This is a genomic window from Streptococcus sp. HSISS3 (assembly GCF_000448605.1).
In the GTDB taxonomy this organism is placed as follows: Bacteria; Bacillota; Bacilli; order Lactobacillales; family Streptococcaceae; genus Streptococcus; species Streptococcus raffinosi.
Window position 1 is genome coordinate 292,756 of sequence record NZ_CM002130.1, and the last position, 24,125, is coordinate 316,880.

A 24,125-nucleotide genomic window follows, 5' to 3' on the forward strand; every position below is an offset into this window, starting at 1 on the left:
CCTTGAGTCAGATTGCGGAGCAGATTATTCGTGTCATTTGGATGCTGTTGGCAACTTTCTTCATTATGAGGATTGGGACAGGTGACTACGTGACTGCCGTTGTTCAATCGACGTTTGCCGCTTTCATTGGTATGTTGGCTAGTTACGGGGTGCTTTTCTTCTACCTTTGGAAGGAAGGTAAGCTCAAGAGTCTTTTTGGTAAGCAGGCCGTTCATCCTGATATCAATCCAACTGCAATTGTTATTGAGACATTTAAGGAAGCCATCCCCTTCATTATCACTGGGTCAGCGGTTCAACTTTTCCAGTTGATTGACCAATGGACTTTCATCCGTACTATGGAGAAGTTTACAAGCTATAGTAACAGTCAGCTTCAGGTTCTCTATGCTTATTTGTCTTCAAACCCAAGTAAGATTACTATGATTTTGATTGCCGTTGCTATTTCTATTGCTGGGGTTGGGATTCCACTCTTAACGGAAAATATGGTTAAAAAGGACCTTCGAGGGGCGGCCAAACTCATTATTAATAATCTACAGTTACTCTTGCTCTTTATTGTACCTGCTATTGCGGGTTCAGTGATTTTAGCCAAACCACTCTACACAGTCTTTTATGGAGCACCAGACAGTCAGGCTCATTTGCTTTTTGCTGCTAGTTTGATTCAAGTGATTTTCCTGGCCCTGTATAGTGTTTTAGCACCAATGCTTCAGGCCATCTTTGAGACCCGTAAAGCTATCAATTATTTTGCGATTGGGGTGTTGGTTAAGGCAATTCTTCAGCTACCATTGATTATTTTCCTAGGAGCTCTCGGCCCGGTTATTTCAACAGCTATCGGCTTAGGTGTTCCCATTGCTCTCATGTATAAGCGCCTTCACACAGTTACGCATTTTAGTCGTAAGACAGTTTTTAGAAAAGCTCTACTTATTTGTATTCTTACAGTCCTCATGGCGATTCCAGTTGCTGTCTTCTACTGGTTGTTCCAATTTATCCTATCTCCAACAAGCCGTATGGGAAGTATCATTCATCTAGTATTAGGAGGTGGCCTGGGTATTCTGGTTTATGGTGTGCTTGCTCTTGTGACGCGTATGGCTGACCAATTGCTTGGTGCTCGAGCAGCTAGATTACGAGCTAAATTACATATTAAATAGTATTTGAAACCAAGTCTTGTAGCTTGGTTTTTTCTTTCAACATTTTCTGAAAAAGGAGTATAATGAGGGCATAAATATGAAATCGCTTTTATGATTTAGAATCGAGGAAAGGATTATGGGTAGTTCTAGACAAAGAGATACTAAATTAGGAACCTGTACCCCTGATCAGGTTTATCAGGTGTTGCGAACAAGCCCTCAAGGGTTAAGCACACAAGAAGTAAAAAAGAGACAAGCAACTTATGGTCCTAATCAGTTGAAAGAAAGCAAGAAAGAGCCTATTTGGTTGACCTTTGTCAGACATTTTACCAGTCTCATGGCTCTCTTGTTGTGGGTTGGTGGCTTTATTGCTGTGATTTCTCATAGCTTGGAGCTGGGGATTGCGATTTGGTTGGTCAATATCATTAACGGTCTTTTTAGCTTTATTCAAGAATATAGGGCAAGTCAAGCCACGGAAGCACTGAATAAGCTTCTTCCATCCTACACCCGAGTTCTTCGTGATGGAAAGGAAGATAAAATCCTTGCACAGAACTTGGTGCCAGGTGATTTGGTTTTCATTGAAGAAGGTGACCGTATTTCTGCAGATGGACGTTTGATTGCTGTGACAGACTTGCAAGTAAATCAGTCTGCCCTCACTGGTGAGTCTAATCCCATTTATAAATCAGACCAAGCAGATTTGGCTCCTGATAAGACTGATTTGGAATATGACAATATGGTGTTTGCAGGTACCACAGTTTCCTCTGGTTCTGGACATTTTATAGTATCAGCCATCGGTATGAAAACTGAGTTCGGACAAATTGCAGACTTGACGCAAAACCTAGCTCAAGAAAAAAGTCCACTGCAAAAGGAACTAGACCATTTGACCAAACAGATTTCGGTCATTGCAGTATCTGTAGGTCTCTTCTTTATGATTGCAGCAACACTATTTGTCCACCAACCTTTGTCTCAAGCCTTCATCTTTGCCTTGGGTATGATTGTTGCCTTTATCCCTGAGGGGCTACTTCCTACAGTTACTCTATCTCTAGCTATGGCTGTACAGCGCATGGCTAAAGAACATGCTTTAGTGAAAAAATTGTCTTCTGTTGAGACACTCGGAGCAACCTCTGTTATTTGCTCAGATAAAACAGGGACCCTGACTCAAAATGCCATGACAGTTAATCATTTATGGACCTTGTCAGGTAATTATGAGGTGACTGGACTAGGTTACGCACCAGAAGGACACATTGAGCAGGATGGTCACCCTGTTTCTCTTAAAGAAAATGACCTCCTGAATCGTCTGGTCCGCTTTTCTCATTTGGCTAGTAATGCTCAAGTGGTTGCGCCAAGTACTGACAATCCCAATTATACGGTCTTGGGAGACCCGACTGAAGCTTGTCTTAATGTTCTTGCAGAAAAAGCAGGCCTTGATTTAAATGACAACCACACCTGGGCTCCTCGTATTAAAGAAATTCCTTTTGATTCTGTCCGTAAACGGATGACAACAGTACATAGTCTCGAAAAAGGTCTGGATGGCAGTCACCATATTTCCATCACTAAGGGTGCGCCTAAAGAAGTGATGGAACTTTGCTCAGACTATTATGATGGTCAAGGAGCAATCAAATCTATGACCACTACAGAACGTCAAGCTATTCTTGCTGCTAACGATCAATTTGCTCGTGACGGCTTGCGTGTTTTAGCTGTCGCTTATCGTCCTTTGGAAAGCCAACATATCAAAGAAGACGAGTGGGATATGCGGACCCTCGAAGAAGATATGGTCTTTGTGGGACTCGTTGCCATGAGTGATCCCCCACGTCAAGGTGTCCGTGAAGCAATTGAGCAATGTCACCGTGCCAGTATTCGCATTATCATGGTGACAGGTGACTATGGGTTGACAGCTCTTAGTATTGCCAAGAAAATTGGAATTGTAAAAGGTGACAATGCCCGTGTTGTTTCAGGTCTTGAACTGGCAGATATGACCGACCAAGATCTCAAAGAAGCTCTTAAAGGGGAGATTGTTTTTGCTCGTGTAGCTCCTGAACAAAAATATCGTGTAGTCAATGCACTTCAGGAACTTGGTGAGGTTGTTGCTGTTACTGGTGATGGTGTTAATGATGCCCCTGCTCTTAAAAAGGCTGACATCGGTGTAGCTATGGGGGTATCGGGAACTGACGTAGCCAAGGAATCTGCCGATATGATTTTAACGGATGACCACTTTGCTTCTATTGTCCATGCTGTTGAAGAAGGACGTGCCGTTTACCGAAATATTCAAAAATTTTTGACCTATATTTTTAATTCTAATACTCCAGAAGCTATTCCCTCTGCTTTCTTCTTGTTCTCCTTGGGGCGTATTCCTCTTCCCTTAACAGTTATGCAAATCCTAGCTATTGACCTTGGAACGGATATGATGCCAGCTTTGGGACTGGGGGTTGAGCCACCTGAAGAAGGCGTTATGAACAGACCACCAAGACGTCTATCAGATCGTTTGCTGAATCGACAATTACTATTAAAAGCCTTTGCTTGGTATGGTATGATTGAGTCTGTCTTGGCTATGGGGGCCTTCTTCCTTAATTATTGGGTTAATCAAGGGCACCTGAATTATCTAACTAGTTCAGGACCTCTTTACCGAGAGGCAACAACCATGACCTTGGGAGCCATCATCTTCACACAGATTGGTATGGCTATGAATAGTCGCAAGGGTAGAGGATCTATTTTCCAAATCAAACCATTTGCTAATCGGATTATTAGCTTAGGGATTGTTTTAGAAATTGTTCTCTTTATTATCCTGACTTACGTGCCTTTCTTCCACACGCTATTTAACACTGCACCTATTGGACTTGATGATTGGCTCTATTTACTTGCTTGTCCGTTTGTTATTATGGCTTTGGAAGAAATCAGATATCGCTTATTTGATAAAAAGTAAGTCAGTGGTATACCTTAGATTGAAGCAAGATTTTTAAATCGTTTCTTAGTGCTTGAAATTATAATGTTTCAGGCACTTTTTGATGCTTGAAAATCTACTTTTGACAATCTTAAAAATTGGCCTTATTTTAAATTAGAGTCAGTATCTATCTGTCTTTTTAGGTTATAGAAATAAACTATAACTAACTATCAAGAATCCGTATGATGAACTTACCATTATTTTCAGAAAATAGTGATAAAATAGAGGTCATAGATATGGAGTATATCCACTTTACCATGTAGAAAGGGCGCATTATGACACAAGAATATCAATTAGAAACCATTTTGGCACACGCAGGAATCAATTCGGATGAAGCAACAGGAGCCTTGGCTTCACCGATTCATTTTTCAACAACTTACCAACATCCAGAATTTGGCCATTCTACTGGTTTTGACTATACACGAACTAAAAATCCAACACGCGCAACAGTGGAAAAAACACTTGCAGCTATTGAAAAAGCAGATTATGCTATTGCGACAAGTTCAGGGATGAGCGCCATTGTTTTGGCCTTTGAAATTTTCCCAGTAGGTAGCAAGGTTGTAGCTGCGCGTGACCTTTACGGAGGTTCTTTCCGTTGGTTTAACGACAAGGAAAAAGAAGGTCGTTTCTTTTTTGAATACACTAATACAGAAGATGAGATGATTGCGGCTATCACTGATGATGCTGATATTGTCTACATCGAAACACCAACAAACCCACTTATGATTGAGTTTGATATTGAAAAAGTGGCAAAAATTGCTCATGATAAGGGTGCAGTGGTTATTGTTGATAATACTTTCTATAGCCCAATCTATCAAACACCGATTACTCAAGGTGCTGATATCGTTGTACATTCAGCTACTAAATACCTATCAGGTCATAATGATGTTTTGGCTGGTGTTGTTGTGACTAGCAACCAAGAATTTTACGATAAACTTTATTATAACCTCAATACTACGGGTCCTACCTTATCACCATTTGATAGCTATATGCTCATGCGTGGTCTTAAGACCTTAAAACTTCGTATGGAGGCATCGACAGCTAATGCTCAAGAAGTTGTAGCTTTCTTAGAAAAGTCACCGGCTGTTAAGGAAGTTCTCTATCCAGGCAAGGGTGGGATGATTTCCTTCAAAGTGGCTGATCAAGACAAGATTCCAACCATTATCAATTCTCTAAAGGTCTTTACCTTTGCGGAGAGCCTAGGTGGTGTCGAAAGCTTAATTACCTACCCAACGACACAAACCCACGCAGATATTCCAGGTGATGTACGTGCTTCCTATGGTTTGACAGACGACTTGCTTCGTCTTTCAATTGGTATTGAAGCAGCACAAGATTTGATTGCTGACTTGGAAAATGCCCTTAGTCTTTAAGGAGTTATCTATGACACGTTATGATTTTACAACACAACCAAATCGCTTGGATCAAAATACCATGAAATGGCACGAAGCTGAAAGCAATCCAGAACTACTTGAGCTTTGGGTTGCCGATATGGACTTCCTACCTGTTCCTGAGATTAGGGATGCAGTTATCAACTATGCTGAGACACATATTTTTGGTTATCCTTATCCAAGTGAAGAGCTTTATCAGTCCATCATTAATTGGGAAAAAAATCAACACGGTTACGTCGTTGATAAAGAGAGTATTGTTCTCATTGAAGGTGTTGTCCCAGCCATTTCAACAGCTATTCAAGCCTTTACCAAAGAAGGCGATGCTGTTCTCATCAACACACCAGTTTATCCGCCTTTTGCTCGTTCTGTCCGTTTGAATAATCGTCGATTGATTGAAAATAGTCTTGTTAAGGTTAATGGGCATTTCGAAATTGATTTTGAACAATTGGAACGTGATATCGTCGAGAATGATGTTAAACTTTATGTTTTTTGTAGCCCACATAATCCAGGTGGGCGTGTCTGGACCAAAGAGGAATTGACCAAGGTAGCAGATTTGTGTCAGAAACATGGTGTCCTCTTGGTATCTGATGAGATCCACCAAGACTTAGCCCTATATGGGAATAAGCACATCTCTATGAATACCATTTCAGATGCTTACAAGGACTTTACCTTGGTGCTTAGTTCGGCTACTAAAACCTTTAATATTGCTGGTACCAAAAACAGTTTTACTATCATTGAAAATGAAGACTTACGTAAAGCCTTTAAACAAAAGCAGTTGGCAAATAATCAACATGAAATTCCAACCATTGGTTTGATTACAACCCAAGCAGCTCTGACCTATGGGCAACCTTGGTTAGAGGAATTGAAGACTGTCTTTGAAACTAATATTGACCTTTTAACCAAGGAACTTAGTGAAAAGACTAATATCAAAGTCATGAAACCTGAGGGAACTTACTTGGTTTGGCTTGATTTTTCAGCCTATGATCAAGACCATAATGAACTTGGACGTTTGCTTAAAGAAGAAGCCAAGGTAGTGCTAAATGACGGTATTACTTTTGGTTCTGAAGGAGAGAAACATTTCCGCTTTAACGTAGCTACGCCAACTACAGTTGTTGCTGAAGGAGTTAAACGTCTCGTTTCTGTCTTTGGAAAATAATAAAAGTGATGCAAATAGCATCACTTTTATTATTGTTATGAGTGTACATCGTAGATTTTCAAGTTTAATAGTAGATCTTTCTGAGTGGAGAAAACCTTGACATCCTGCTTACCAGAGGTATTAAATCTGGCTAGAGTGTAGGTTTGGCCATTGGGGAAGAAAATTTCCAAGCTACGATTGTCTGTAATAAGCGTTATAGTGATATTATCAGTTTCCTTATAGAGACTGTCAGCTTTATAACCTTGACCGTTACCCAAGAGTCCGTCGTAATAGTAAGAAGAGGCAGTTTGACTACCATCCATGCTGTTGTTCAGTTCAGCAGCATAGGTAGAGACCTGATAGGTACCACTTGTTATTTGGTAGGCGATTTTAACGTAATCAGAGCCTTGCCAGATATCAATGTAGATATAGCCTCCTTCTTTCTTAATATTTGAAAAATGCAGTTGGTAATACCCTGCACTATTTTTTCCGGCAAGATCAAGAAGTCCATTAGCATTTTGATTGTGACTTTTATCAATCCAAGGTTTTCTATTGTCACTGGTGAGTGGTCTTTGACTTGAAATGTTGCCATTTTGATTTTTGAGGGTTAATTGTTCATTTTTATAGAGGGGGGCGGACTGAATAATACCGTCCTTATCCAGTTGTAGCTTTCTGGGTGTAGCGTAAAATCCGATAGTTTTTAGAAAATCACTCTTGGCCTCTTGGTCACTGTGAATGCCTGACGTGAAGTAGTTCCAATTACCAACCCAGCCAAGACTGATAAGGTTATGATTGCTTTCTTCGATTCGATTGCTTCCAGTGAAGTTAGCGCCATAATAGTCAGAGCCTTGATCTAAGCGTTTTGTTTCTGTATCTGCAATAAATAAGCCGTTACCATCTAAATGCCCTACAGTATAGTAGGTTCCAGTTGTTTCGCCTGAAGCTGTATCCTTAGCTCCAAAAAAGAGAACTTGCTTGTCCTGACCGTCAGTTGTTGTCATTGTTTTGAGAACGGGACACTCGATAGGAGCGTTGTCCTGCCAGTTATGCCCCTTAAAAAATGTTTCGGGTAGGATTTTAGAGCCATCCTTGCTATCTGCTTTTGTCCAATTAATACCATCTTGAGATTGATAAACACCTAAGGCGTCACCTTCAGCGATATACATGAGTAATTTGTCTTTGAAGTGGAAGACATAAGGATCGCGGAAATCTTTACCGTTATAGGATTGTTCCTTTGTCAATAAAGGTTTACCATCTTTTAAGGCTTTAGTAAAGCTAGCTCCCTTGTCGTTTGACTCACTAGCATAGATTGCCTGGCTTCCATCATCCATGAGCCCTGTAAAATAGGCGACAGGTTCTTCGTTTTGGATACCAGAAATCCCCTGACTATCTGTGACTACACTCCCTGTCCAAGCAGAATGCCATCCTTCTTTAGAGTCACCACCCTTTGCTGGTATAGCAGTCTCTTGTTTACTATAGGTGATAAAATCTTTAGTCGTTGTATGTGTCCAATCTTGACCGTTAGGTCCAAAAGGATCAGTAGCCCCATCTACAGAATGTAGAAAATAGATATCATAGTAGTTTCCTTCTTGATTCCACACAATAGTCTGTAGGTCGTTAGACCATCCTTTATGAGATGCTAGATGAAAGTTTTGACTCACAGAAGCCTTATTTGTTTTCGGGGAAGAATTGTTAACGCTCTCATTTTTTATTATAAAAACAAAAAATAAGATTAAAAAACGAGAATAAAGATTAGAGGAGGATATTTTGATTCCATATAGTGATAATTCCTGATTAAATTGCTTTTTATATAGTTATTATTTTAACAAAAAATAGTTTTTTACAAAAAATATCAATTTGTCATTAAAAAAAGATTGGAATTTAGATTAAAAAATGATAGAATAAAACATGTGAAAACCTAAAAGGAGAGTTTATATGGATAGTACAGTTAATTCACAGTCAAATACAGTAGCACCTAAGCAAGCAGAGTGCAAAAAGATGCGTTATAGCATCCGTAAGGTAGCCACAGTAGGGGCAACATCAGCACTCGTTGGTACCTTGGCATTTTTTGGTGCCACTCAGGTAAAAGCTGATCAAGTTACAGAAACAGCACCAGCTGTAGCTACTGCGACAGCAACACCAGAAACAAGCACAGCATCTCTAACGGTAGCCAGTGAAGCAGCAACAAGTGTGGCAACTTCAGAAGCAGTTGAATCTTCAGTTGCACATTCAGAGGTTGCAACTACACCAGTTACAGAGACACAACCAAGCAACACAACTCCATCAGTAGTCGAAGAAAAGGCGTCTAGCACAGTAGTGACATCTTCATCAGATGCAACAACACCTTCAGCAACTGTTGCTGCGGTTTCTGCTCCAGCTCATACATCAGAGGCTGCAGTAGAGGCACCAACTTCAACAGCAAGCTCAGAAACAGCTGATACACACACTGAAGTAGCCCTTAAACCTACTGAAAACAGCGCTGCTAATGCAAACCTTAGCAAACTTAACGGTCGTATCAAGTCTATTGTTGAAGATAATATGACCTCAGATCAAATCGTTGCCTTGACTGAGGAAGAAATTAAAGCACTTAATAAAGTTGACTTTAGCGATGATGCTATCAAGGGTACAGGTACTAGCTTGACTTACCGTAACTTGAAAGATATCGTTGCTAGCTTCTTGAAGCAAGACAGCAAATTGGCAGTTCCTTACTTTAAAGCAGATACAATCATCAATATGCCTGCTTTCAACACTGTTGATGCCCAAACGATGAAAAAAGAAGAAATCGACGTTTGGGATTCTTGGCCAGTCCAAGATGCTGAGTCAGGTGTAGTAAGCAACTGGAACGGTTATCAGTTGGTTATCTCAATGGCCGGTGCACCAAATAAAAACTCAAACCACATTTACTTGCTCTATAGTAAATACGGAGATAATGACTTTACACATTGGAAAAATGCGGGTCCAATCTTTGGTTATAATGCCCTTGAAGATGACCAACAATGGTCAGGTTCAGCGACGGTAAACTCTGACGGTAGTATCCAACTTTACTACACTAAGAATGATACTAGTGGTGGTAAATTGAACTGGCAACAATTGGCTAGTGCTACACTTAACCTAGCTGTTGAAAACGACGAAGTTGTTATTAAGTCAGTTGAAAATGACCACATTCTCTTTGGTGGGGATAACTATCATTATCAAAGTTATCCAAAATTCATGAGTACTTTCAACGATGACCACAACCACGATGGAAATCCAGACCGTACAGATAACTACTGTCTTCGTGACCCACACATCATTGAAGATAACGGTAGCCGTTACCTTATTTTCGAATCAAATACAGGTGATGAAAACTACCAAGGCGAAAAACAAATCTACAACTGGTCAAACTATGGAGGAGATGACGCCTTTAACCTTAAGTCATTCCTCAATATTGTCAATAATAAACACCTTTATAACCTTGCTTCATGGGCAAATGGTTCTATTGGTATCTTGAAACTTGATGACAATGAGAAAAATCCATCTGTAGCTGAACTATACACACCACTTGTTACTAGCCACATGGTTACTGATGAAGTAGAACGTCCAAGTGTTGTTAAGATGGGTAATAAGTATTACCTCTTCACTGCTTCACGTATCAATAAATCTACGGATGCTGAAGGTACTGTGGCAGCGCGTGAAGCTGTCGGTGATGATGTTGTCATGCTTGGATTCGTATCAGATAGTCTCCGTGGAGAATACCGTCCACTTAATGGCTCAGGTGTGGTTTTGACAGCCTCTGTACCAGCCGACTGGCGTACATCTACTTATTCTTACTATGCTGTTCCTGTTGAAGGATCATCAGATACCCTCTTGGTTACTTCTTACATGACTAACCGCGGTGGTATTGCTGGTGCTGAGAATAAATCAACATGGGCTCCAAGCTTCCTCATCAAGATGAATGCAGATGATACTACAGAAGTTCTTCCTAAGATGACGAATCAAGGTGACTGGATTTGGGATAAATCTAGTGAAAGCTTGGTACACGTAGCCGATCAAAACAGTGCTAAATTACCAAACGAGGACTTTAATGTAGATTATTATGCGGTATCAGATTATGGTCTTAAACCACATACTTATCCTAAAGTTGACGGCTCAACAGGCGTTTCTGAAGCTCACGGTGTCTTGACTGTAACAGTTAAAGATGGTGAAGATAAGAAGGCAGATAAGCCAGAAACACCAGTAAGTCCAACAGAAGGTAATCATTCTGTTGATGATAAGACTAATAAACCAGACACTTCTAAACCAGCGGACAATAATAAACCATCAGCTGATAAAGAAGATAAACCAACAAATCCTACGAATTCAGACTCTCCAGTTCCTACACCGTTCCCTTATTTTGCAGACCGCTCTGGTAATGATAATAATTCATCAGATGATCATCATGTAGCGGTTCCTGCGAAACCTTCAACAGAGGGTTCTGTGGGTGACCGTCGTCCAGCAGCTCAAGCTACAGAGATTGCGTCACCAGTACCAGAGGCTATTGTAGCAACTGGACCAACTGTTTCAACGACTCCTGTTAAAGAAGAGTCTGTCACTGAAACAGAAGCTCCAAAACCAGCTAAGTCTGAAGATGAAGTTCAGTCTCACGGAGTCGCTAAAGCTGATGAAGTAACTAAGTCTGATGAGTCAAGTAAAGACAACAATACTAAAGTTGCTGCCAAACTTGCTACGACTCCTAAGACACCAGGTGATTCAGAAGGTTCAAACAGCAACATTCTTTCAATCTTGGCGACTATCTTTGCAGCAATTGCAAGTCTAGCTCTTCTTGGCTATGGTTTGGTCACAGGAAAGATTCATTTGCCTAAAAAATAATCCTTTTCAAAAACGTTTGCAGTAAAGCAAGCGTTTTTTTTGCCTTTTTGATATAATGGAGTGAATATAAAGCAAAGGAAGAAACTATTATGGGTAAATTTCAAGTTATTTCACATCCACTGATTCAACATAAACTTTCAATCCTCCGTCGTGAGGATACTTCTACTAAGGACTTCCGTGAGCTAGTTAATGAAATTGCTATGCTCATGGGTTACGAAGTGTCTCGTGACCTTCCCCTCGAAGAGGTTGAAATTCAAACACCAATTACAAAAACAGTACAAAAACAACTTTCTGGTAAGAAATTGGCGATTGTTCCAATCCTTCGTGCGGGTATTGGTATGGTCGATGGTTTCCTCAGCCTTGTACCAGCAGCTAAAGTTGGTCATATTGGTATGTATCGTGACGAGGAAACTCTTGAGCCAGTTGAGTACTTGGTTAAACTACCAGAAGACATTGATCAACGTCAAATTTTTGTAGTAGACCCAATGCTTGCGACTGGTGGTTCAGCAATCTTGGCAGTAGACTCACTTAAAAAACGTGGCGCTGCTAATATCAAGTTTGTTTGCTTGGTTGCAGCACCAGAAGGTGTCAAAAAATTGCAAGATGCTCACCCAGATATTGATATCTACACAGCATCATTGGATGAGAAACTTAATGAAAACGGTTATATTGTTCCAGGTCTTGGAGATGCAGGTGACCGTCTCTTTGGTACAAAATAAGTTGAAAAGGGAAAATTTCCCTTTTTTACTAGATTAATAAGTTTTAAGTGAGATTGGTTTAGGGAAGTTTAGCACTCTTTTAGAAAGAGTGCTAAGAATGATGTTTTTATTTGACCTAATTTGACTAAAATCATATAATAGCATCAAGACAATATTAAAAGGAGGATTCATATGATTCCTGTAGTAATTGAACAAACATCACGCGGTGAGCGTTCTTATGATATTTACTCGCGTTTGCTCAAGGATCGTATCATCATGTTAACAGGTCCTGTTGAAGATAATATGGCAAACTCAATTATCGCCCAACTCTTGTTCTTGGATGCTCAAGACAATACAAAAGATATCTATCTTTATGTTAATACACCAGGTGGATCCGTTTCGGCAGGTCTTGCCATTGTTGATACAATGAACTTCATCAAGTCTGATGTTCAGACTATCGTTATGGGGATGGCAGCATCTATGGGAACAATTATCGCTTCAAGCGGTACCAAAGGTAAACGTTTCATGTTGCCAAATGCAGAGTACATGATTCACCAACCAATGGGTGGTACTGGTGGCGGTACGCAACAAACAGACATGGCTATCGCAGCTGAACACTTGCTCAAGACACGTAATAACTTGGAGCAAATCTTGGCAGGTAATTCTGGACAACCAATTGAAAAGGTTCATGTAGACGCTGAACGTGACAATTGGATGAGTGCTCAAGAAACGCTTGAGTATGGTTTCATCGATGAAATCATGGCTAATAACCAATTAAAATAAACTGAGCTTGTCTTAAACAAAAGTCAGATGCAAATCGGTTGTATAAGGACCGTTTCATCTGGCTTTTTGTGTTATAATAGAAAACATGTTAATAATCAATGAGGAGTTGCTTGCGATTGATCAAGCTATAGAGTGTCTTGTTTCGTATTTTCTAAAGCTACCTGAGGTAGAGAATTATCGTTTAAAACGCCAGAAATTCGAAAATGACAGAGAACTTCAAGAGCAACTCTTTGCATTTCAAGAATTAAAAGATAGCTATGATGCTGCTAAGGCGTATGAGGCTTTTAGACCAGATGTGAGAGAGTTGAAACGTCAGGTTTTGCGAATGAAGCGCCAAATTGATTTAAACGAGGTGGTTATTGGCTATCGTCAGGCAGAGTTCGATTTACAGACTATTTTAGCCAATCTTGGTGAGGAGATTGCCCAAGCTGTTTCAGACCAGATTTTTATTGATACTGGGCTACCTCTTGCCCCTCATAAACCACATCATAAAAAGGGAGACACGAACATAAAGGAGAAGATGAGTCATGATTAAGCGTCAAGGCATTATTGTTTATTTATATTACAATAGAGACTTACGTAAAATTGCCAAGTTTGGGGATGTTGTCTACCATTCTTATAAGATGCGTTATGTGCACCTTTATGTAGATGAGGACAAGGTCGAGGATATTTTGAAAGAGCTCGATGGAATGAAAGCAGTGAAAAAAGTTCTGCCTTCTTACTATTCTGATATTGATATGGACTTTGTAGGTAGTCTGGAACGTTACGACACCTCAGTCCCTGAACCGTATAAGAACTTTTCTCTTTAATAAGAGAAAAGTTTTTTCTTTTTAAAGAGTTATTCTTAAAGTAATGGAAACGATTACTGCCGCTAAAGCTTAGTTATGTGTAGTTGACAATTGTCTGATAATTCTGTAAGCTATAAGGTGGACTTTTTTAAGAAAATATTAAGGAGAAATCTTATGTCTAAAAAGATCACACTTATTGTGTTAGCCTTTTTTGCTTCCATTTTCTTGGTTGCCTGTGGCAAGTCACCAGATGTGACTGCTAATGCCAATGGTACTAAGATTGGCGATACAATCAAAATTGGTGTTAACATGGAGTTGACAGGTGCCGTTGCAGCCTATGGTAAGGCGGAGCAGAATGGTATTAAGTTGGCTGTTGACGAAATTAACAAAGCTGGTGGCGTCGATGGCAAAAAGCTTGAGCTTGTCACAAAAGATAATAAATCTGAAAATGCTGAAGCTTCAACATCTTCAACGAACTTGGCTATCCAGAATAATGTAAATGCTATCGTTGGTCCGGCAACATCTGGTGCAGTTGCTGCTGCCAGCCTTGTATCTCAAAAAACAGGGGTTCCTTTGATGACTCCATCTGGTACACAGGATGACCTTACGGTAGATGCTAAAGGAACGAAGAAATTCGTTTTCCGTACAACCTTTAAAGATAGTTACCAAGGTAAAGTTTTGGCGGCCTATTCTTTTAATAACTTGCATGCTAAGAAGGTCGTTCTTTACTACGATAATGCTTCTGATTACGCTAAGGGGATTGCGGATGAATTCAAGCGTGAATACAAAGGCCAAATCGTTACTGAAGCAACTTTCGCTTCAGGGGATAAGGACTATCAATCAGCTTTGACTAAATTCAAAGACCTTGATTATGATGCTATTGTAATGCCTGGTTATTATACTGAGACTGGTATTATCACTAAACAAGCACGTGACCTTGGAATTGATAAACCAATCCTTGGACCTGACGGATTTAGTGATGCGAAATTTACAGAGCTTGCAGGTAAAAAGAATGCCTCAAACGTTTACTACGTATCAGGATATTCAACAAAAGTTTCTCTTTCTGATAAAGCATCAGGCTTCATCGAAGCATATAAGAAAACTTACAAGACTGAACCAAATATGTTTGCTGCGTTAGCCTACGACTCTGTTTATATGGTTGCAGAAGCCTCTAAGGGTGCGAAAACATCAGTTGATATTACCAATAATCTTGCAAAAATGAAAAACTATGTTGGGGTTACCGGTAAAATGACAATTGACAAGGAGCATAACCCGATTAAAGCAGCTCTTATGGTTAAAAGAGATAATGGTGAAGAAGTTTCAGCAGAAGCCGTTGAAATTGAAAAATAAGCTCTTATCTTTACTGAAAATGAACTAGAAAGTTTGGTTATATATGTTTTTTGAACAACTTCCCCAACAACTAGTCAATGGTATCATCTTGGGTAGTATCTATGCCCTACTTGCCCTTGGTTATACTATGGTTTATGGGATTATCAAATTGATTAACTTTGCCCATGGAGACATCTACATGATAGGTGCCTTCGTTGGTTACTATGCGATTAACAGCTTGAAGATGAATTTCTGGATTGCCCTTGTGTTCTCCATGATTGTATGTGCCATTTTAGGGGTTGTTATCGAGTTCTTGGCTTATCGCCCACTCCGTAATTCAACACGTATTTCTGCCTTGATTACGGCCATTGGTGTGTCATTCTTCCTTGAATACATCATGGTTTACTTCGTCGGAGCAGACACACGTTCATTCCCACAATCAATTAAAATGCATACCTATCATCTTGGATCAATCTCTGTGACGAATGTGCAATTGCTGATTTTGGTGGTTGCCCTTGTTCTCATGGTTGCTCTGCAATTGATTGTTAAGAAAACTAAAATGGGTAAAGCCATGCGTGCGGTATCTGTAGATAGCGATGCAGCTGAATTGATGGGTATTAATGTTAACAATACTATCAGCTTTACATTTGCTCTTGGCTCTTCACTTGCGGGTGCTGCCGGTGTCCTTATTGGACTTTACTACAACTCAATTGAACCTCTTATGGGTATGACACCAGGTATTAAAGCCTTTGTTGCCGCTGTTCTTGGTGGTATCGGTATTATCCCAGGCGCAGCCCTTGGTGGATTTGTTATCGGTATTTTGGAGACTCTATCAACTGCAATTGGTTTGTCAAGTTACCGTGATGCCATTGTTTATGGTGTCTTGATTGTTATCCTCTTGGTTCGTCCAGCGGGTATCCTCGGTAAAAATGTGAAAGAGAAGGTGTAAGACATGAAGAAAAATCTAAAAGTAAACCTTATTTGGTTTGGTCTTATCATTGGGCTCTTCCTTATCTTGAAAGGCCTTGAACTTTCAGGTATCATGAACCTTTACTACATCCAAATCTTAATGGGAATTGGTATTTCAATTCTTATGGGACTTGGTACTAACTTGGTCCTTGGTTTCTCAGGACAATTTACACTTGGACAAGCCGGTTTCATGGCAATTGGTGCTTACTCATCTGCTATTATTACTGGCATGATGCCAACTTATGATGGTTTCTACCTCTCTATGGTTGTTGGTGTTATCATTGCAGCTGTCGTTGCCCTTATCTTTGGTCTACCTACTCTTCGTTTGAAGGGAGATTACCTTGCCATTGCCACTCTTGGTATGGCGGAAATTATCCGTATCATTATTGTTAATGGTGGTGAATTGACCAATGGTGCCGCTGGTTTGACAGGAATTCTTCCTTATACAAGTTGGCCTGTCATTTATTTCTTTGTAGTCATCATCACAATTTTAGTGCTAAACTTCTTGCGTTCAGCGACTGGTCGTCAAGCTATTACACTTCGTGAAGATGAAATTGCTGCAGAGTCAATGGGTGTTAACGTCACAAAAATGAAGGTACTTATCTTTGTTATCGGTGCCATGATTTCAGCGATTGCCGGTTCACTTTATGTTAGCTACATCGGTACTGTCGTGCCAAAAGATTTCACCATTATGAAATCAATTGATTACCTTATCATTGCCGTTCTTGGTGGTCTCGGATCAATTACAGGTACTGTCATTGCCGCTATTGTTCTTGGTATTATCAATATGTTCCTTCAAAACGTTTCAAACCTCCGTATGATTATTTACGCATTGGCTTTGATTCTTGTCATGCTTTTCCGCCCAAGTGGACTTCTTGGAACGAAAGAACTCTATCTCTCAAAATTCTTCAATAAATCTAAGGAGGGCAAATAAAAATGGCACTTCTTGAAGTTAAAAAATTGACTAAAAACTTTGGTGGTCTGACTGCCGTTGGTGATGTTTCAATGGAACTCAACGAGGGTGAATTGGTCGGACTTATCGGACCAAACGGTGCTGGTAAGACAACCTTGTTCAACTTGTTGACAGGTGTTTATGAACCAAGTGAAGGAACCGTTACCCTCGATGGTACAGTTCTAAATGGTAAGGCACCTTATAAGATTGCTTCTCTTGGTTTGTCACGTACCTTCCAAAATATCCGCCTTTTCAAAGATATGACTGTACTTGAAAATGTTCTTGTTGGTTTGTCAAATAAACAACCTTCAAACTTCTTTGCATCACTCTTGCGTTTGCCTAAGTACTATTCAGGTGAAGAAGAGTTGAAAGAAAAAGCTATGAAATTATTGGCTATCTTCAACTTGGATGATGAAGCAGAAACACTTGCGAAGAACTTGGCATATGGACAACAACGTCACTTGGAAATTGTACGTGCATTAGCAACGGAACCTAAAATTCTTTTCCTTGATGAACCAGCTGCAGGTATGAACCCACAAGAAACAGCTGAGTTGACGGCTCATATTCGTCAAATTCAAAAAGACTTTGGTATCACAATTATCTTGATTGAGCACGATATGAGTCTGGTCATGGATGTTACTGAGCGTATCTATGTTTTGGAATATGGACGCTTGATTGCAGAAGGAACACCTGATGAAATTAAGAATAACAAACGTGTTATTGAAGCTTACTTGGGAGGTGAAGCATAATGGCTATGTTAAAAGTTGAAAATCTCTCAATTAAATACGGATCAATTGAAGCTGTTAAAAATGTTAGCTTTGAGGTTAATGAAGGTGAAGTTGTAACACTTATCGGTGCTAATGGTGCCGGTAAGACATCTATTCTTCGTACCATTTCTGGTCTTGTTCGTCCAACTGCTGGAACTATTTCGTACCTTGGAAAAGATATTCACAAAACACCAGCTCGTAAGATTGTCGCAGAAGGATTGGCTCAGGTCCCAGAAGGGCGCCATGTTTTCCCAGGATTAACTGTCTTGGAAAATCTTGAAATGGGAGCCTTCCTTCATACAAATAAAGAGGAAAATGCAGCTCTCTTGAAGAAAGTCTTCCAACGTTTTCCACGTCTAGAAGAACGTAAAAATCAAGATGCAGCCACACTTTCTGGTGGTGAGCAACAAATGCTTGCAATGGGCCGTGCCCTTATGAGCCGTCCAAAACTCTTGCTTTTGGATGAACCTTCAATGGGACTTGCCCCAATCTTTATTCAAGAAATTTTCGACATTATCGAAGATATCAAGGCACAAGGGACTACCGTTCTTTTGATTGAACAAAATGCCAATAAGGCTTTGTCAATTGCGGATCGTGGTTATGTTCTTGAAACTGGTAAAGTCGTTCTTTCAGGTACTGGTAAAGAGCTTCTTGCGTCAGACGAAGTTCGTAAAGCCTATCTTGGAGGATAAGAAAAAGCGCCCAAGGGCGTTTTTCTATAGTCTTATCGTGATTGTAATTTGCTAATTTTTCAGTAAAATAGTGCAATCGTTTACAATTAGTGTGGTATAATACAAGTAAGAAATTATTCGGAGGAAAATGAAAATGGCAGTAAAAGATTTTATGGCGAAGCGTGTGGTCTACGTTTCACCACAAACAACTGTTGCAGCAGCTGCAGACATTATGCGTGAAAAAGGTTTGCGCCGCTTACCAGTAATTGAGAACGACAAGCTGGTTGGTCTTATCACAGAAGGGACAATGGCTGATGCCTCACCATCTAAAGCAACTAGCTTATCAATCTATGAGATGAACTATCTTCTTAATAAGACAAAGGTAGGAGACATTATGATCAAGAATGTCCTTACTGTTTCCAAATATGCTAGTCTTGAGGATGCTATCTATATCATGCTTCAAAATAAAGTTGGTGTTCTTCCCGTTGTGGACAATGACCAAATTTCTGGAATTATTACAGACAAGGATGTTTTTCGTGCCTTTTTGGAAATCTCTGGCTATGGTCAAGCCGGAATCCGTATTGGGCTTGAAGTCTTAGATACGCCACGTGTCCTGGAAAAAATTGCCAACCTCATTTCTAGTGAAAATCTCAACATTGAACGTACAATTGTTGCACCTAAAAATGACACCGTACTTCGTGTCGAACTCCAAGTTGAAGGAGAGATTGGAATTGAACAACTCAAGAAAGTTTTTGTAGAAGCAGGATTTACAGTTACTGAAATTGCAGAGACAGAAGCAAAAGAGTTAGACTAATAAAAGGATAAAACAAACTAAATTCTTTAGACTTCAGTTATCCTAAAAAATAGAAAGTTTGTAGGAACAGTTCAGTGGAAATGAGATTATAATCCTTGCTATTTCTAGTAATTAATGAACTACAGGCTTGAACTTTATACAATAAAAAAGAGGCTAGAACATTATGTTCCAGCTTCTTTTTTATTAGTCTTGAAAATCGTAAAGTGTTGTAGAGAGGTAACGCTCACCATTGTCAGGCAAGAGTGTCAAGACTTTTTTGCCTTCGCCAAGCTCAGCGGCAACCTTAAGGGCGGCAGCAATAGCAGCACCTGATGAGATACCAGCAAGGAAACCTTCTTGGCTACCCAATGTACGTGATGTTGCGATAGCTTCATCAGAAGGAATACGGACAACACTGTCATATGATTTTGTATCCAATGTGTCAGGAATGAAACCAGTTGAGATACCTTGAATTTTGTGTGGTCCTGGTTTATCACCATTCAAGACGGCAGATTCGTCAGCTTCAATACCATAAACCTTGATATTTGGATTGGCAGCCTTAAGGGTTTTTGAAACACCTGAAATAGTACCACCAGTACCGATACCAGCAACAAAGGCATCCAAACCTTCTGCACCAAAATCTTCAAGAATTTCTTGACCAGTTGTAGCTGCGTGAACAGCTGGGTTTGATGGGTTAGCAAATTGAAGTGGTACCCAACCATTGCGTTCAGCAGCAACTTCTTTAGCCTTAGCAATCGCACCCTTCATTCCTTCGCTACCAGGAGTCAATACAAGTTCAGCTCCATAAGCTTGGATGATTTTACGACGTTCAACACTCATTGTGTCAGGCATTACGATAACAACTTTATAGCCTTTAGCAGCACCAACCCAAGCGAGACCAATACCAGTGTTACCTGAAGTTGGTTCAACAATGGTATCACCAGGTTTAATCGTACCAGCTTTTTCAGCATCTTCAATCATACGAAGAGCAATACGGTCTTTTACTGAAGAACCAGGGTTAAAGGCTTCGAGTTTTACGTAAACATCTGCTGATCCTTCTGGAACAATAGAGTTAAGTTTAATAACAGGTGTTTTTCCAACAAGTTCAGTGATTGAGTTGTAAATTGTCATATTTAAAATCCTCTTAATCTTTGATTGATGGTTTTAAGTATACGACGGTAGGCTCAACTTGTAAAATACATCTTCTTTATCACTGTGATAACGTTTGACTATCAGATTGGAATTTCAACGATTTTCTTTCCAGATTTTTCATAATTAACTTTCCCCTGATAGAATTCGGTTAGTTCCTGACCAAGTCTTTCAATATCAGACTCTTCGACAAATAAAGTAGTAGAAACATCTGATAAGAAAGTTGTATCAAATTCTTGGAGTCCTTCTTTTTCAAGGAAGTTGGAGAAAACTTGGTACTGAGAGTAGGTTAACTCTACGGTTAGTCCTGTTAATTCCTTGACTTCGACTCGACCAATTTCTTCAATAGCATGGGCAACGCTACCAGAGTAAGCGCGGATAAGACCACCTGCCCCAAGTTTGATTCCTCCAAAATAACGAGTCACAACAGCTACGACATTAGTAAGTCCTTGTTTTTCTAGAACAGTAAGCATAGGCACACCAGCTGTTCCAGAAGGTTCGCCATCATCACTCGAACGCTTAATTTGACCATCATCTCCAACAATCATTGCAGAGCAAGAGTGATTGGCCTTGTGATGCTCTTTCTTTATCTGAGCGATGTACTCTCTTCCTTCCTCTTCACTACTAATACGTTTCAAGTGACAAATAAAACGAGATTTTTTTATTTCTTCTTCAACGATTCCATCGTTGGTAATAGTTTTGTAATCCATAAAAAAATTTTATCATAAAAACGTGAATTCAAACATATTTTCGAATAGAAAGGTATGGTACCTAAAGAATATTATGGACGACTATTTACAGAAGATCAATTGCCAACAGACTATTATTCTGAGGCTTTAACATTAGAAAGCATGGTAAAGATAGATAATCAACTCAGGTGCAAAAGATGTTTTAGTCCAATAGAGGAAGAATGGCAATTACCAAATGGCAAACATTACTGCAGAGCTTGTATAGTCTTTGGTAGAAACCAAGAAGGGAAGCAACTTTATTACTTTGCTTCAAAAGAAGCTGACATCAACTTTCCTGTTCTAAAGTGGTCGGGGAAATTAACTTCTTATCAAGCTGAGGTCTCAGAGAAACTGTTGAAAACTTATCAACAACAGAAAAACAGTCTTGTACATGCTGTAACTGGTGCTGGTAAGACGGAAATGATTTATAAAATCGTTGCCTATGTTCTTGAAACTAAAGGCCGAGTTGCTATTGCCAGTCCTCGGGTTGATGTTTGCCGAGAATTGCATATACGTCTTCAAAGAGATTTTACGTGTAGTATTTCCTTACTTCATGCTGAAAGCGAGCCATACGACGGGAGTCCGTTTGTCATAGCCACCACACATCAATTGCTAAAATTTTATCAGAGTTTTGACTTAATTATCGTTGACGAAGTAGATGCTTTCCCCTTTGTAGGAAATCCTATGTTAAATCATGCTGTTAAGCAAGCAAAGAAAAAACCGGACAGCTTATTTACCTAACAGCAACTTCTACAGTATCTCTGGAAGAGCAAGTACGAGTCGGTGTACTAGAAAAATACCACCTTGCCAGACGCTTTCATGGTAACCCTTTAGTGATTCCTCAATTCTTTTGGCAAGGGAAATTACAACAATCTTTATCTAAGCAAAAACTTCCAAGACCCCTCCTTAGACAACTCAAGAAGCAAAGAAAATCAAAGTTTCCTTTATTAATCTTTTTTCCCAATATAGCAATGGGTGAGAGATTTACCAAAATTCTTCAAAACTATTTCCCAGAAGAAAAAATAGCATTTGTTTCCTCAAAAAGTAAAGAGCGTTCAGAAATGGTAAAGAAATTTAGGAAACAAGATCTGACTATTCTTGTGACGACTACCATTCTTGAGCGTGGGGTGACCTTTCCTAAAGTAGATGTTTTTGTGTGCATGGCAAATCACCACTTATTTACAAGTTCGAGTCTTCTTCAGATTGGTGGTAGGGTGGGGCGCTCGCCCGAGAGACCTACAGGAAAACTCTATTTCTTTCATGAAGGACTATCTAAATCGATATTGCAATGTCGACAAGAAATAAAAGCAATGAATAGAAAAGGAGGATTTGATGATGAGATGTTTAATGTGCAATGAAAGTATCGAAGTGATTCCCAGATTACGCTATTTGCTCACGTTTACGGAAAGTAAGGAATATTGCTGCACAGAATGTAAGAGTCATTTTAAGAAACTCTCAAAAGTAAGGTGTCCAAATTGTTACAAAGAAATGCACGGGAATGAATGTGTTGATTGTCAAATTTGGAAGAAAAAAGGTTACACTCCAAATCACATTGCAATCTTTCGCTATGAAGGGTTTATGAAAGAGTACTTTAGTCATTATAAATTTATGGGCGACTATTACCTAAGGAAAATTTTTCAAGAAGATATTGCGGATGCACTGAACCCCTTATTAAAGAAAGGATACACATTAGTCCCAGTGCCACTCTCGGAAGAACGATTTGCCGAAAGGGGCTTCAACCAGGTTGAAGGATTGCTAGAGGGACTCCCCTATCAAAACATTTTTGGGAAAAAGGATATTGAAAAGCAATCTTCTAAAACAAGGAAAGAACGTTTAAATCAAGAAAACCCATTTTTTATAAAACAAAACGTAGAGTTATCAAGAAAAATTGTTATAGTAGATGATATCTATACAACGGGCTCGACGATTTATAAAATGGTTCAATTATTGCAAAAAACACATGTTGAGGAAATTGTGACCTTTTCCCTAGCCAGATAATAAAAATCCTTGCAAATTTTCATGAAAAGGATATAATAAAAATAAAGAAAACGCTAACAAGCGAGAAAGAGGTCTTTTATGATTAAATATAGTATCCGTGGTGAAAACATCGAAGTAACGGAAGCTCTTCGTGACTATGTTGAAAATAAACTTAGCAAAATTGAAAAATATTTCAACCAAGACCAAGAATTGAATGCACGTGTAAATCTTAAGATTTATCGTGGAAAAACTGCTAAAGTGGAAGTTACCATACCAACAGGATCTGTTATTTTACGTGCAGAAGATATTTCACAGGATATGTATGGTTCAATTGACTTGGTAGTTGATAAGATTGAAAGACAAATCCGTAAAAACAAAACAAAAATTGCTCGTAAACATCGTGAAAAAGTATCCACAGGTGAGGTATTCTCAGTTGACTTTAACAAGGAAGAAGTTGAAGAAGCACCATCTATTGAAGTTGTGAGAACAAAAACATTGAGTTGAAACCAATGGATGTTGAGGAAGCTATTCTTCAGATGGAATTGTTAAGCCATGACTTCTTTATCTATGCTGATAGCGAAGATCATACAACAAATGTACTTTACAAACGTGAAGATGGTAATTACGGCTTGATCGAAGCCAAATAGAATAATTAGGCGGGATATATGTATGTCCTGCTTATTTATTTTGGCAAAAAATCACTAATCGAAAAAGTAAAACATAAGTTAACTTAATAATAAAAAAGTTATTGACAAGGTAAGCAAGAGATGATAATATGAATAGGCTACATCGGAGGATGAAGCTGAGACACGAGGAAGTTTGGAAAAAACTTTTCAAAAAGTGTTGACAAGATATTCTAGATTTGCTAGAATATAGGAGTTGTCTTAAGAGAGACAAAGACCTTTGAGAACTGAATAAGAAACCAAGTGCAGGGTTATGATAGAAGAAATTATAACCTGTCAATTTACAAGAAAAAAACGTCAGAAGACGGAAATGAGTTAACGCTCGAACGATTATTAAAGAATTTAATGAGAGTTTGATCCTGGCTCAGGACGAACGCTGGCGGCGTGCCTAATACATGCAAGTAGAACGCT

At 39.4% G+C, this 24,125-nt stretch carries 19 protein-coding genes and 2 pseudogenes; 18 read left to right on the forward strand and 3 right to left on the reverse strand.

The genetic code is table 11. The features are described 5' to 3' along the window. From HSISS3_RS01520 to HSISS3_RS01535, 4 genes are all read left to right on the forward strand, one after another. Window positions 1–1,142 (forward strand): lipid II flippase MurJ (locus HSISS3_RS01520; protein ID WP_042771705.1); only part of this gene is annotated, 1,142 nt, incomplete at its 5' end. A 115-nt stretch (window positions 1,143–1,257) separates the two neighbouring features. Beyond that, window positions 1,258–4,038, forward strand: coding sequence for a cation-translocating P-type ATPase (locus HSISS3_RS01525; RefSeq protein WP_021151462.1), 2,781 nt, complete (start codon window positions 1,258–1,260; stop codon window positions 4,036–4,038). A 293-nt stretch (window positions 4,039–4,331) separates the two neighbouring features. Next, a complete protein-coding gene (locus HSISS3_RS01530; protein WP_021151463.1) occupies window positions 4,332–5,426 on the forward strand; it encodes a cystathionine gamma-synthase in 1,095 nt (364 codons plus the stop codon). 10 nt (window positions 5,427–5,436) lie between these two features. After that, on the forward strand, window positions 5,437–6,600 hold the full coding sequence (locus HSISS3_RS01535; RefSeq protein ID WP_021151464.1) for a MalY/PatB family protein: 1,164 nt from the start codon (window positions 5,437–5,439) through the stop codon (window positions 6,598–6,600). Window positions 6,601–6,635: 35 nt separating this feature from the next. On the opposite strand, the gene HSISS3_RS01540 is transcribed toward HSISS3_RS01535, so the two are convergent. Continuing rightward, window positions 6,636–8,180 (reverse strand): GH32 C-terminal domain-containing protein, encoded by a 1,545-nt coding sequence (locus tag HSISS3_RS01540; protein WP_021151465.1) that lies wholly within the window; start codon window positions 8,178–8,180, stop codon window positions 6,636–6,638. A gap of 334 nt (window positions 8,181–8,514) precedes the next feature. Here HSISS3_RS01540 and HSISS3_RS01545 point away from each other — a divergent pair, with 334 nt between their 5' ends. From HSISS3_RS01545 to HSISS3_RS01595, 11 genes are all read left to right on the forward strand, one after another. After that, window positions 8,515–11,427 (forward strand): glycoside hydrolase family 68 protein, encoded by a 2,913-nt coding sequence (locus HSISS3_RS01545; RefSeq protein ID WP_021151466.1) that lies wholly within the window; start codon window positions 8,515–8,517, stop codon window positions 11,425–11,427. 89 nt (window positions 11,428–11,516) lie between these two features. Then, window positions 11,517–12,146 carry a uracil phosphoribosyltransferase gene (gene upp, locus HSISS3_RS01550; RefSeq protein WP_002883819.1) on the forward strand — a complete coding sequence of 210 codons (630 nt, stop codon included), beginning with the start codon at window positions 11,517–11,519 and terminating at the stop codon, window positions 12,144–12,146. A gap of 171 nt (window positions 12,147–12,317) precedes the next feature. After that, window positions 12,318–12,908 (forward strand): ATP-dependent Clp protease proteolytic subunit, encoded by a 591-nt coding sequence (locus tag HSISS3_RS01555; protein ID WP_021151467.1) that lies wholly within the window; start codon window positions 12,318–12,320, stop codon window positions 12,906–12,908. 85 nt (window positions 12,909–12,993) lie between these two features. Next, window positions 12,994–13,443, forward strand: coding sequence for a YlbF family regulator (locus HSISS3_RS01560; protein WP_021151468.1), 450 nt, complete (start codon window positions 12,994–12,996; stop codon window positions 13,441–13,443). Next, complete coding sequence (locus HSISS3_RS01565; protein WP_021151469.1) at window positions 13,436–13,717, forward strand: DUF2129 domain-containing protein; 282 nt, start codon at window positions 13,436–13,438, stop codon at window positions 13,715–13,717. Before HSISS3_RS01560 ends, HSISS3_RS01565 begins: the two co-directional genes overlap by 8 nt. A gap of 153 nt (window positions 13,718–13,870) precedes the next feature. Further along, window positions 13,871–15,046, forward strand: a complete 1,176-nt coding sequence (locus tag HSISS3_RS01570) for an ABC transporter substrate-binding protein (protein WP_021151470.1) — start codon at window positions 13,871–13,873, stop codon at window positions 15,044–15,046. A 43-nt stretch (window positions 15,047–15,089) separates the two neighbouring features. Further along, a complete protein-coding gene (locus tag HSISS3_RS01575) occupies window positions 15,090–15,974 on the forward strand; it encodes a branched-chain amino acid ABC transporter permease (RefSeq protein ID WP_002889139.1) in 885 nt (294 codons plus the stop codon). A 3-nt stretch (window positions 15,975–15,977) separates the two neighbouring features. Next, window positions 15,978–16,928, forward strand: coding sequence for a branched-chain amino acid ABC transporter permease (locus HSISS3_RS01580; RefSeq protein ID WP_002889137.1), 951 nt, complete (start codon window positions 15,978–15,980; stop codon window positions 16,926–16,928). Window positions 16,929–16,930: 2 nt separating this feature from the next. Beyond that, a complete protein-coding gene (locus HSISS3_RS01585) occupies window positions 16,931–17,695 on the forward strand; it encodes an ABC transporter ATP-binding protein (RefSeq protein WP_002889136.1) in 765 nt (254 codons plus the stop codon). Beyond that, complete coding sequence (locus tag HSISS3_RS01590; protein ID WP_002889135.1) at window positions 17,695–18,405, forward strand: ABC transporter ATP-binding protein; 711 nt, start codon at window positions 17,695–17,697, stop codon at window positions 18,403–18,405. The genes HSISS3_RS01585 and HSISS3_RS01590 overlap by 1 nt, the downstream gene beginning before the upstream one ends. 133 nt (window positions 18,406–18,538) lie before the next feature. Then, on the forward strand, window positions 18,539–19,198 hold the full coding sequence (locus HSISS3_RS01595; protein WP_021151471.1) for a CBS and ACT domain-containing protein: 660 nt from the start codon (window positions 18,539–18,541) through the stop codon (window positions 19,196–19,198). A gap of 183 nt (window positions 19,199–19,381) precedes the next feature. On the opposite strand, the gene cysK is transcribed toward HSISS3_RS01595, so the two are convergent. Further along, window positions 19,382–20,308 (reverse strand): cysteine synthase A, encoded by a 927-nt coding sequence (cysK, locus tag HSISS3_RS01600; RefSeq protein WP_002883742.1) that lies wholly within the window; start codon window positions 20,306–20,308, stop codon window positions 19,382–19,384. A 101-nt stretch (window positions 20,309–20,409) separates the two neighbouring features. Beyond that, window positions 20,410–21,036, reverse strand: a complete 627-nt coding sequence (locus tag HSISS3_RS01605) for a YigZ family protein (protein ID WP_021151472.1) — start codon at window positions 21,034–21,036, stop codon at window positions 20,410–20,412. A gap of 54 nt (window positions 21,037–21,090) precedes the next feature. On the opposite strand from HSISS3_RS01605, the pseudogene HSISS3_RS01610 reads away from it, so the two are divergent. The 3 genes and pseudogenes from HSISS3_RS01610 (at window position 21,091) to raiA (ending at window position 23,678) form a co-directional block, all read left to right on the forward strand. Beyond that, a pseudogene (locus HSISS3_RS01610) lies at window positions 21,091–22,412 on the forward strand (DEAD/DEAH box helicase). After that, window positions 22,390–23,052: a ComF family protein gene (locus HSISS3_RS01615; protein ID WP_021145079.1), complete on the forward strand. Its 663-nt coding sequence runs from the start codon at window positions 22,390–22,392 to the stop codon at window positions 23,050–23,052. Before HSISS3_RS01610 ends, HSISS3_RS01615 begins: the two are co-directional and overlap by 23 nt. A 78-nt stretch (window positions 23,053–23,130) precedes the next feature. Next, window positions 23,131–23,678: pseudogene (gene raiA, locus HSISS3_RS01620) on the forward strand (ribosome-associated translation inhibitor RaiA). Window positions 23,679–24,125 lie beyond the last annotated feature (447 nt).

What these genes read in the sequence shown, in the direction of transcription:
- HSISS3_RS01555 (WP_021151467.1), top strand. Translation starts at nt 12,318, where the DNA reads ATGATTCCTGTAGTAATTGAACAAACATCACGCGGTGAGCGTTCTTAT.
- HSISS3_RS01605 (WP_021151472.1), bottom strand. Translation starts at nt 21,036, where the DNA reads ATGGATTACAAAACTATTACCAACGATGGAATCGTTGAAGAAGAAATA.
- HSISS3_RS01530 (WP_021151463.1), top strand. Translation starts at nt 4,332, where the DNA reads ATGACACAAGAATATCAATTAGAAACCATTTTGGCACACGCAGGAATC.
- HSISS3_RS01575 (WP_002889139.1), top strand. Translation starts at nt 15,090, where the DNA reads ATGTTTTTTGAACAACTTCCCCAACAACTAGTCAATGGTATCATCTTG.
- HSISS3_RS01535 (WP_021151464.1), top strand. Translation starts at nt 5,437, where the DNA reads ATGACACGTTATGATTTTACAACACAACCAAATCGCTTGGATCAAAAT.
- cysK (WP_002883742.1), bottom strand. Translation starts at nt 20,308, where the DNA reads ATGACAATTTACAACTCAATCACTGAACTTGTTGGAAAAACACCTGTT.
- HSISS3_RS01545 (WP_021151466.1), top strand. Translation starts at nt 8,515, where the DNA reads ATGGATAGTACAGTTAATTCACAGTCAAATACAGTAGCACCTAAGCAA.
- HSISS3_RS01585 (WP_002889136.1), top strand. Translation starts at nt 16,931, where the DNA reads ATGGCACTTCTTGAAGTTAAAAAATTGACTAAAAACTTTGGTGGTCTG.
- HSISS3_RS01595 (WP_021151471.1), top strand. Translation starts at nt 18,539, where the DNA reads ATGGCAGTAAAAGATTTTATGGCGAAGCGTGTGGTCTACGTTTCACCA.
- HSISS3_RS01580 (WP_002889137.1), top strand. Translation starts at nt 15,978, where the DNA reads ATGAAGAAAAATCTAAAAGTAAACCTTATTTGGTTTGGTCTTATCATT.
- HSISS3_RS01525 (WP_021151462.1), top strand. Translation starts at nt 1,258, where the DNA reads ATGGGTAGTTCTAGACAAAGAGATACTAAATTAGGAACCTGTACCCCT.
- HSISS3_RS01615 (WP_021145079.1), top strand. Translation starts at nt 22,390, where the DNA reads ATGAGATGTTTAATGTGCAATGAAAGTATCGAAGTGATTCCCAGATTA.
- HSISS3_RS01565 (WP_021151469.1), top strand. Translation starts at nt 13,436, where the DNA reads ATGATTAAGCGTCAAGGCATTATTGTTTATTTATATTACAATAGAGAC.
- HSISS3_RS01590 (WP_002889135.1), top strand. Translation starts at nt 17,695, where the DNA reads ATGGCTATGTTAAAAGTTGAAAATCTCTCAATTAAATACGGATCAATT.
- HSISS3_RS01570 (WP_021151470.1), top strand. Translation starts at nt 13,871, where the DNA reads ATGTCTAAAAAGATCACACTTATTGTGTTAGCCTTTTTTGCTTCCATT.
- upp (WP_002883819.1), top strand. Translation starts at nt 11,517, where the DNA reads ATGGGTAAATTTCAAGTTATTTCACATCCACTGATTCAACATAAACTT.
- HSISS3_RS01560 (WP_021151468.1), top strand. Translation starts at nt 12,994, where the DNA reads ATGTTAATAATCAATGAGGAGTTGCTTGCGATTGATCAAGCTATAGAG.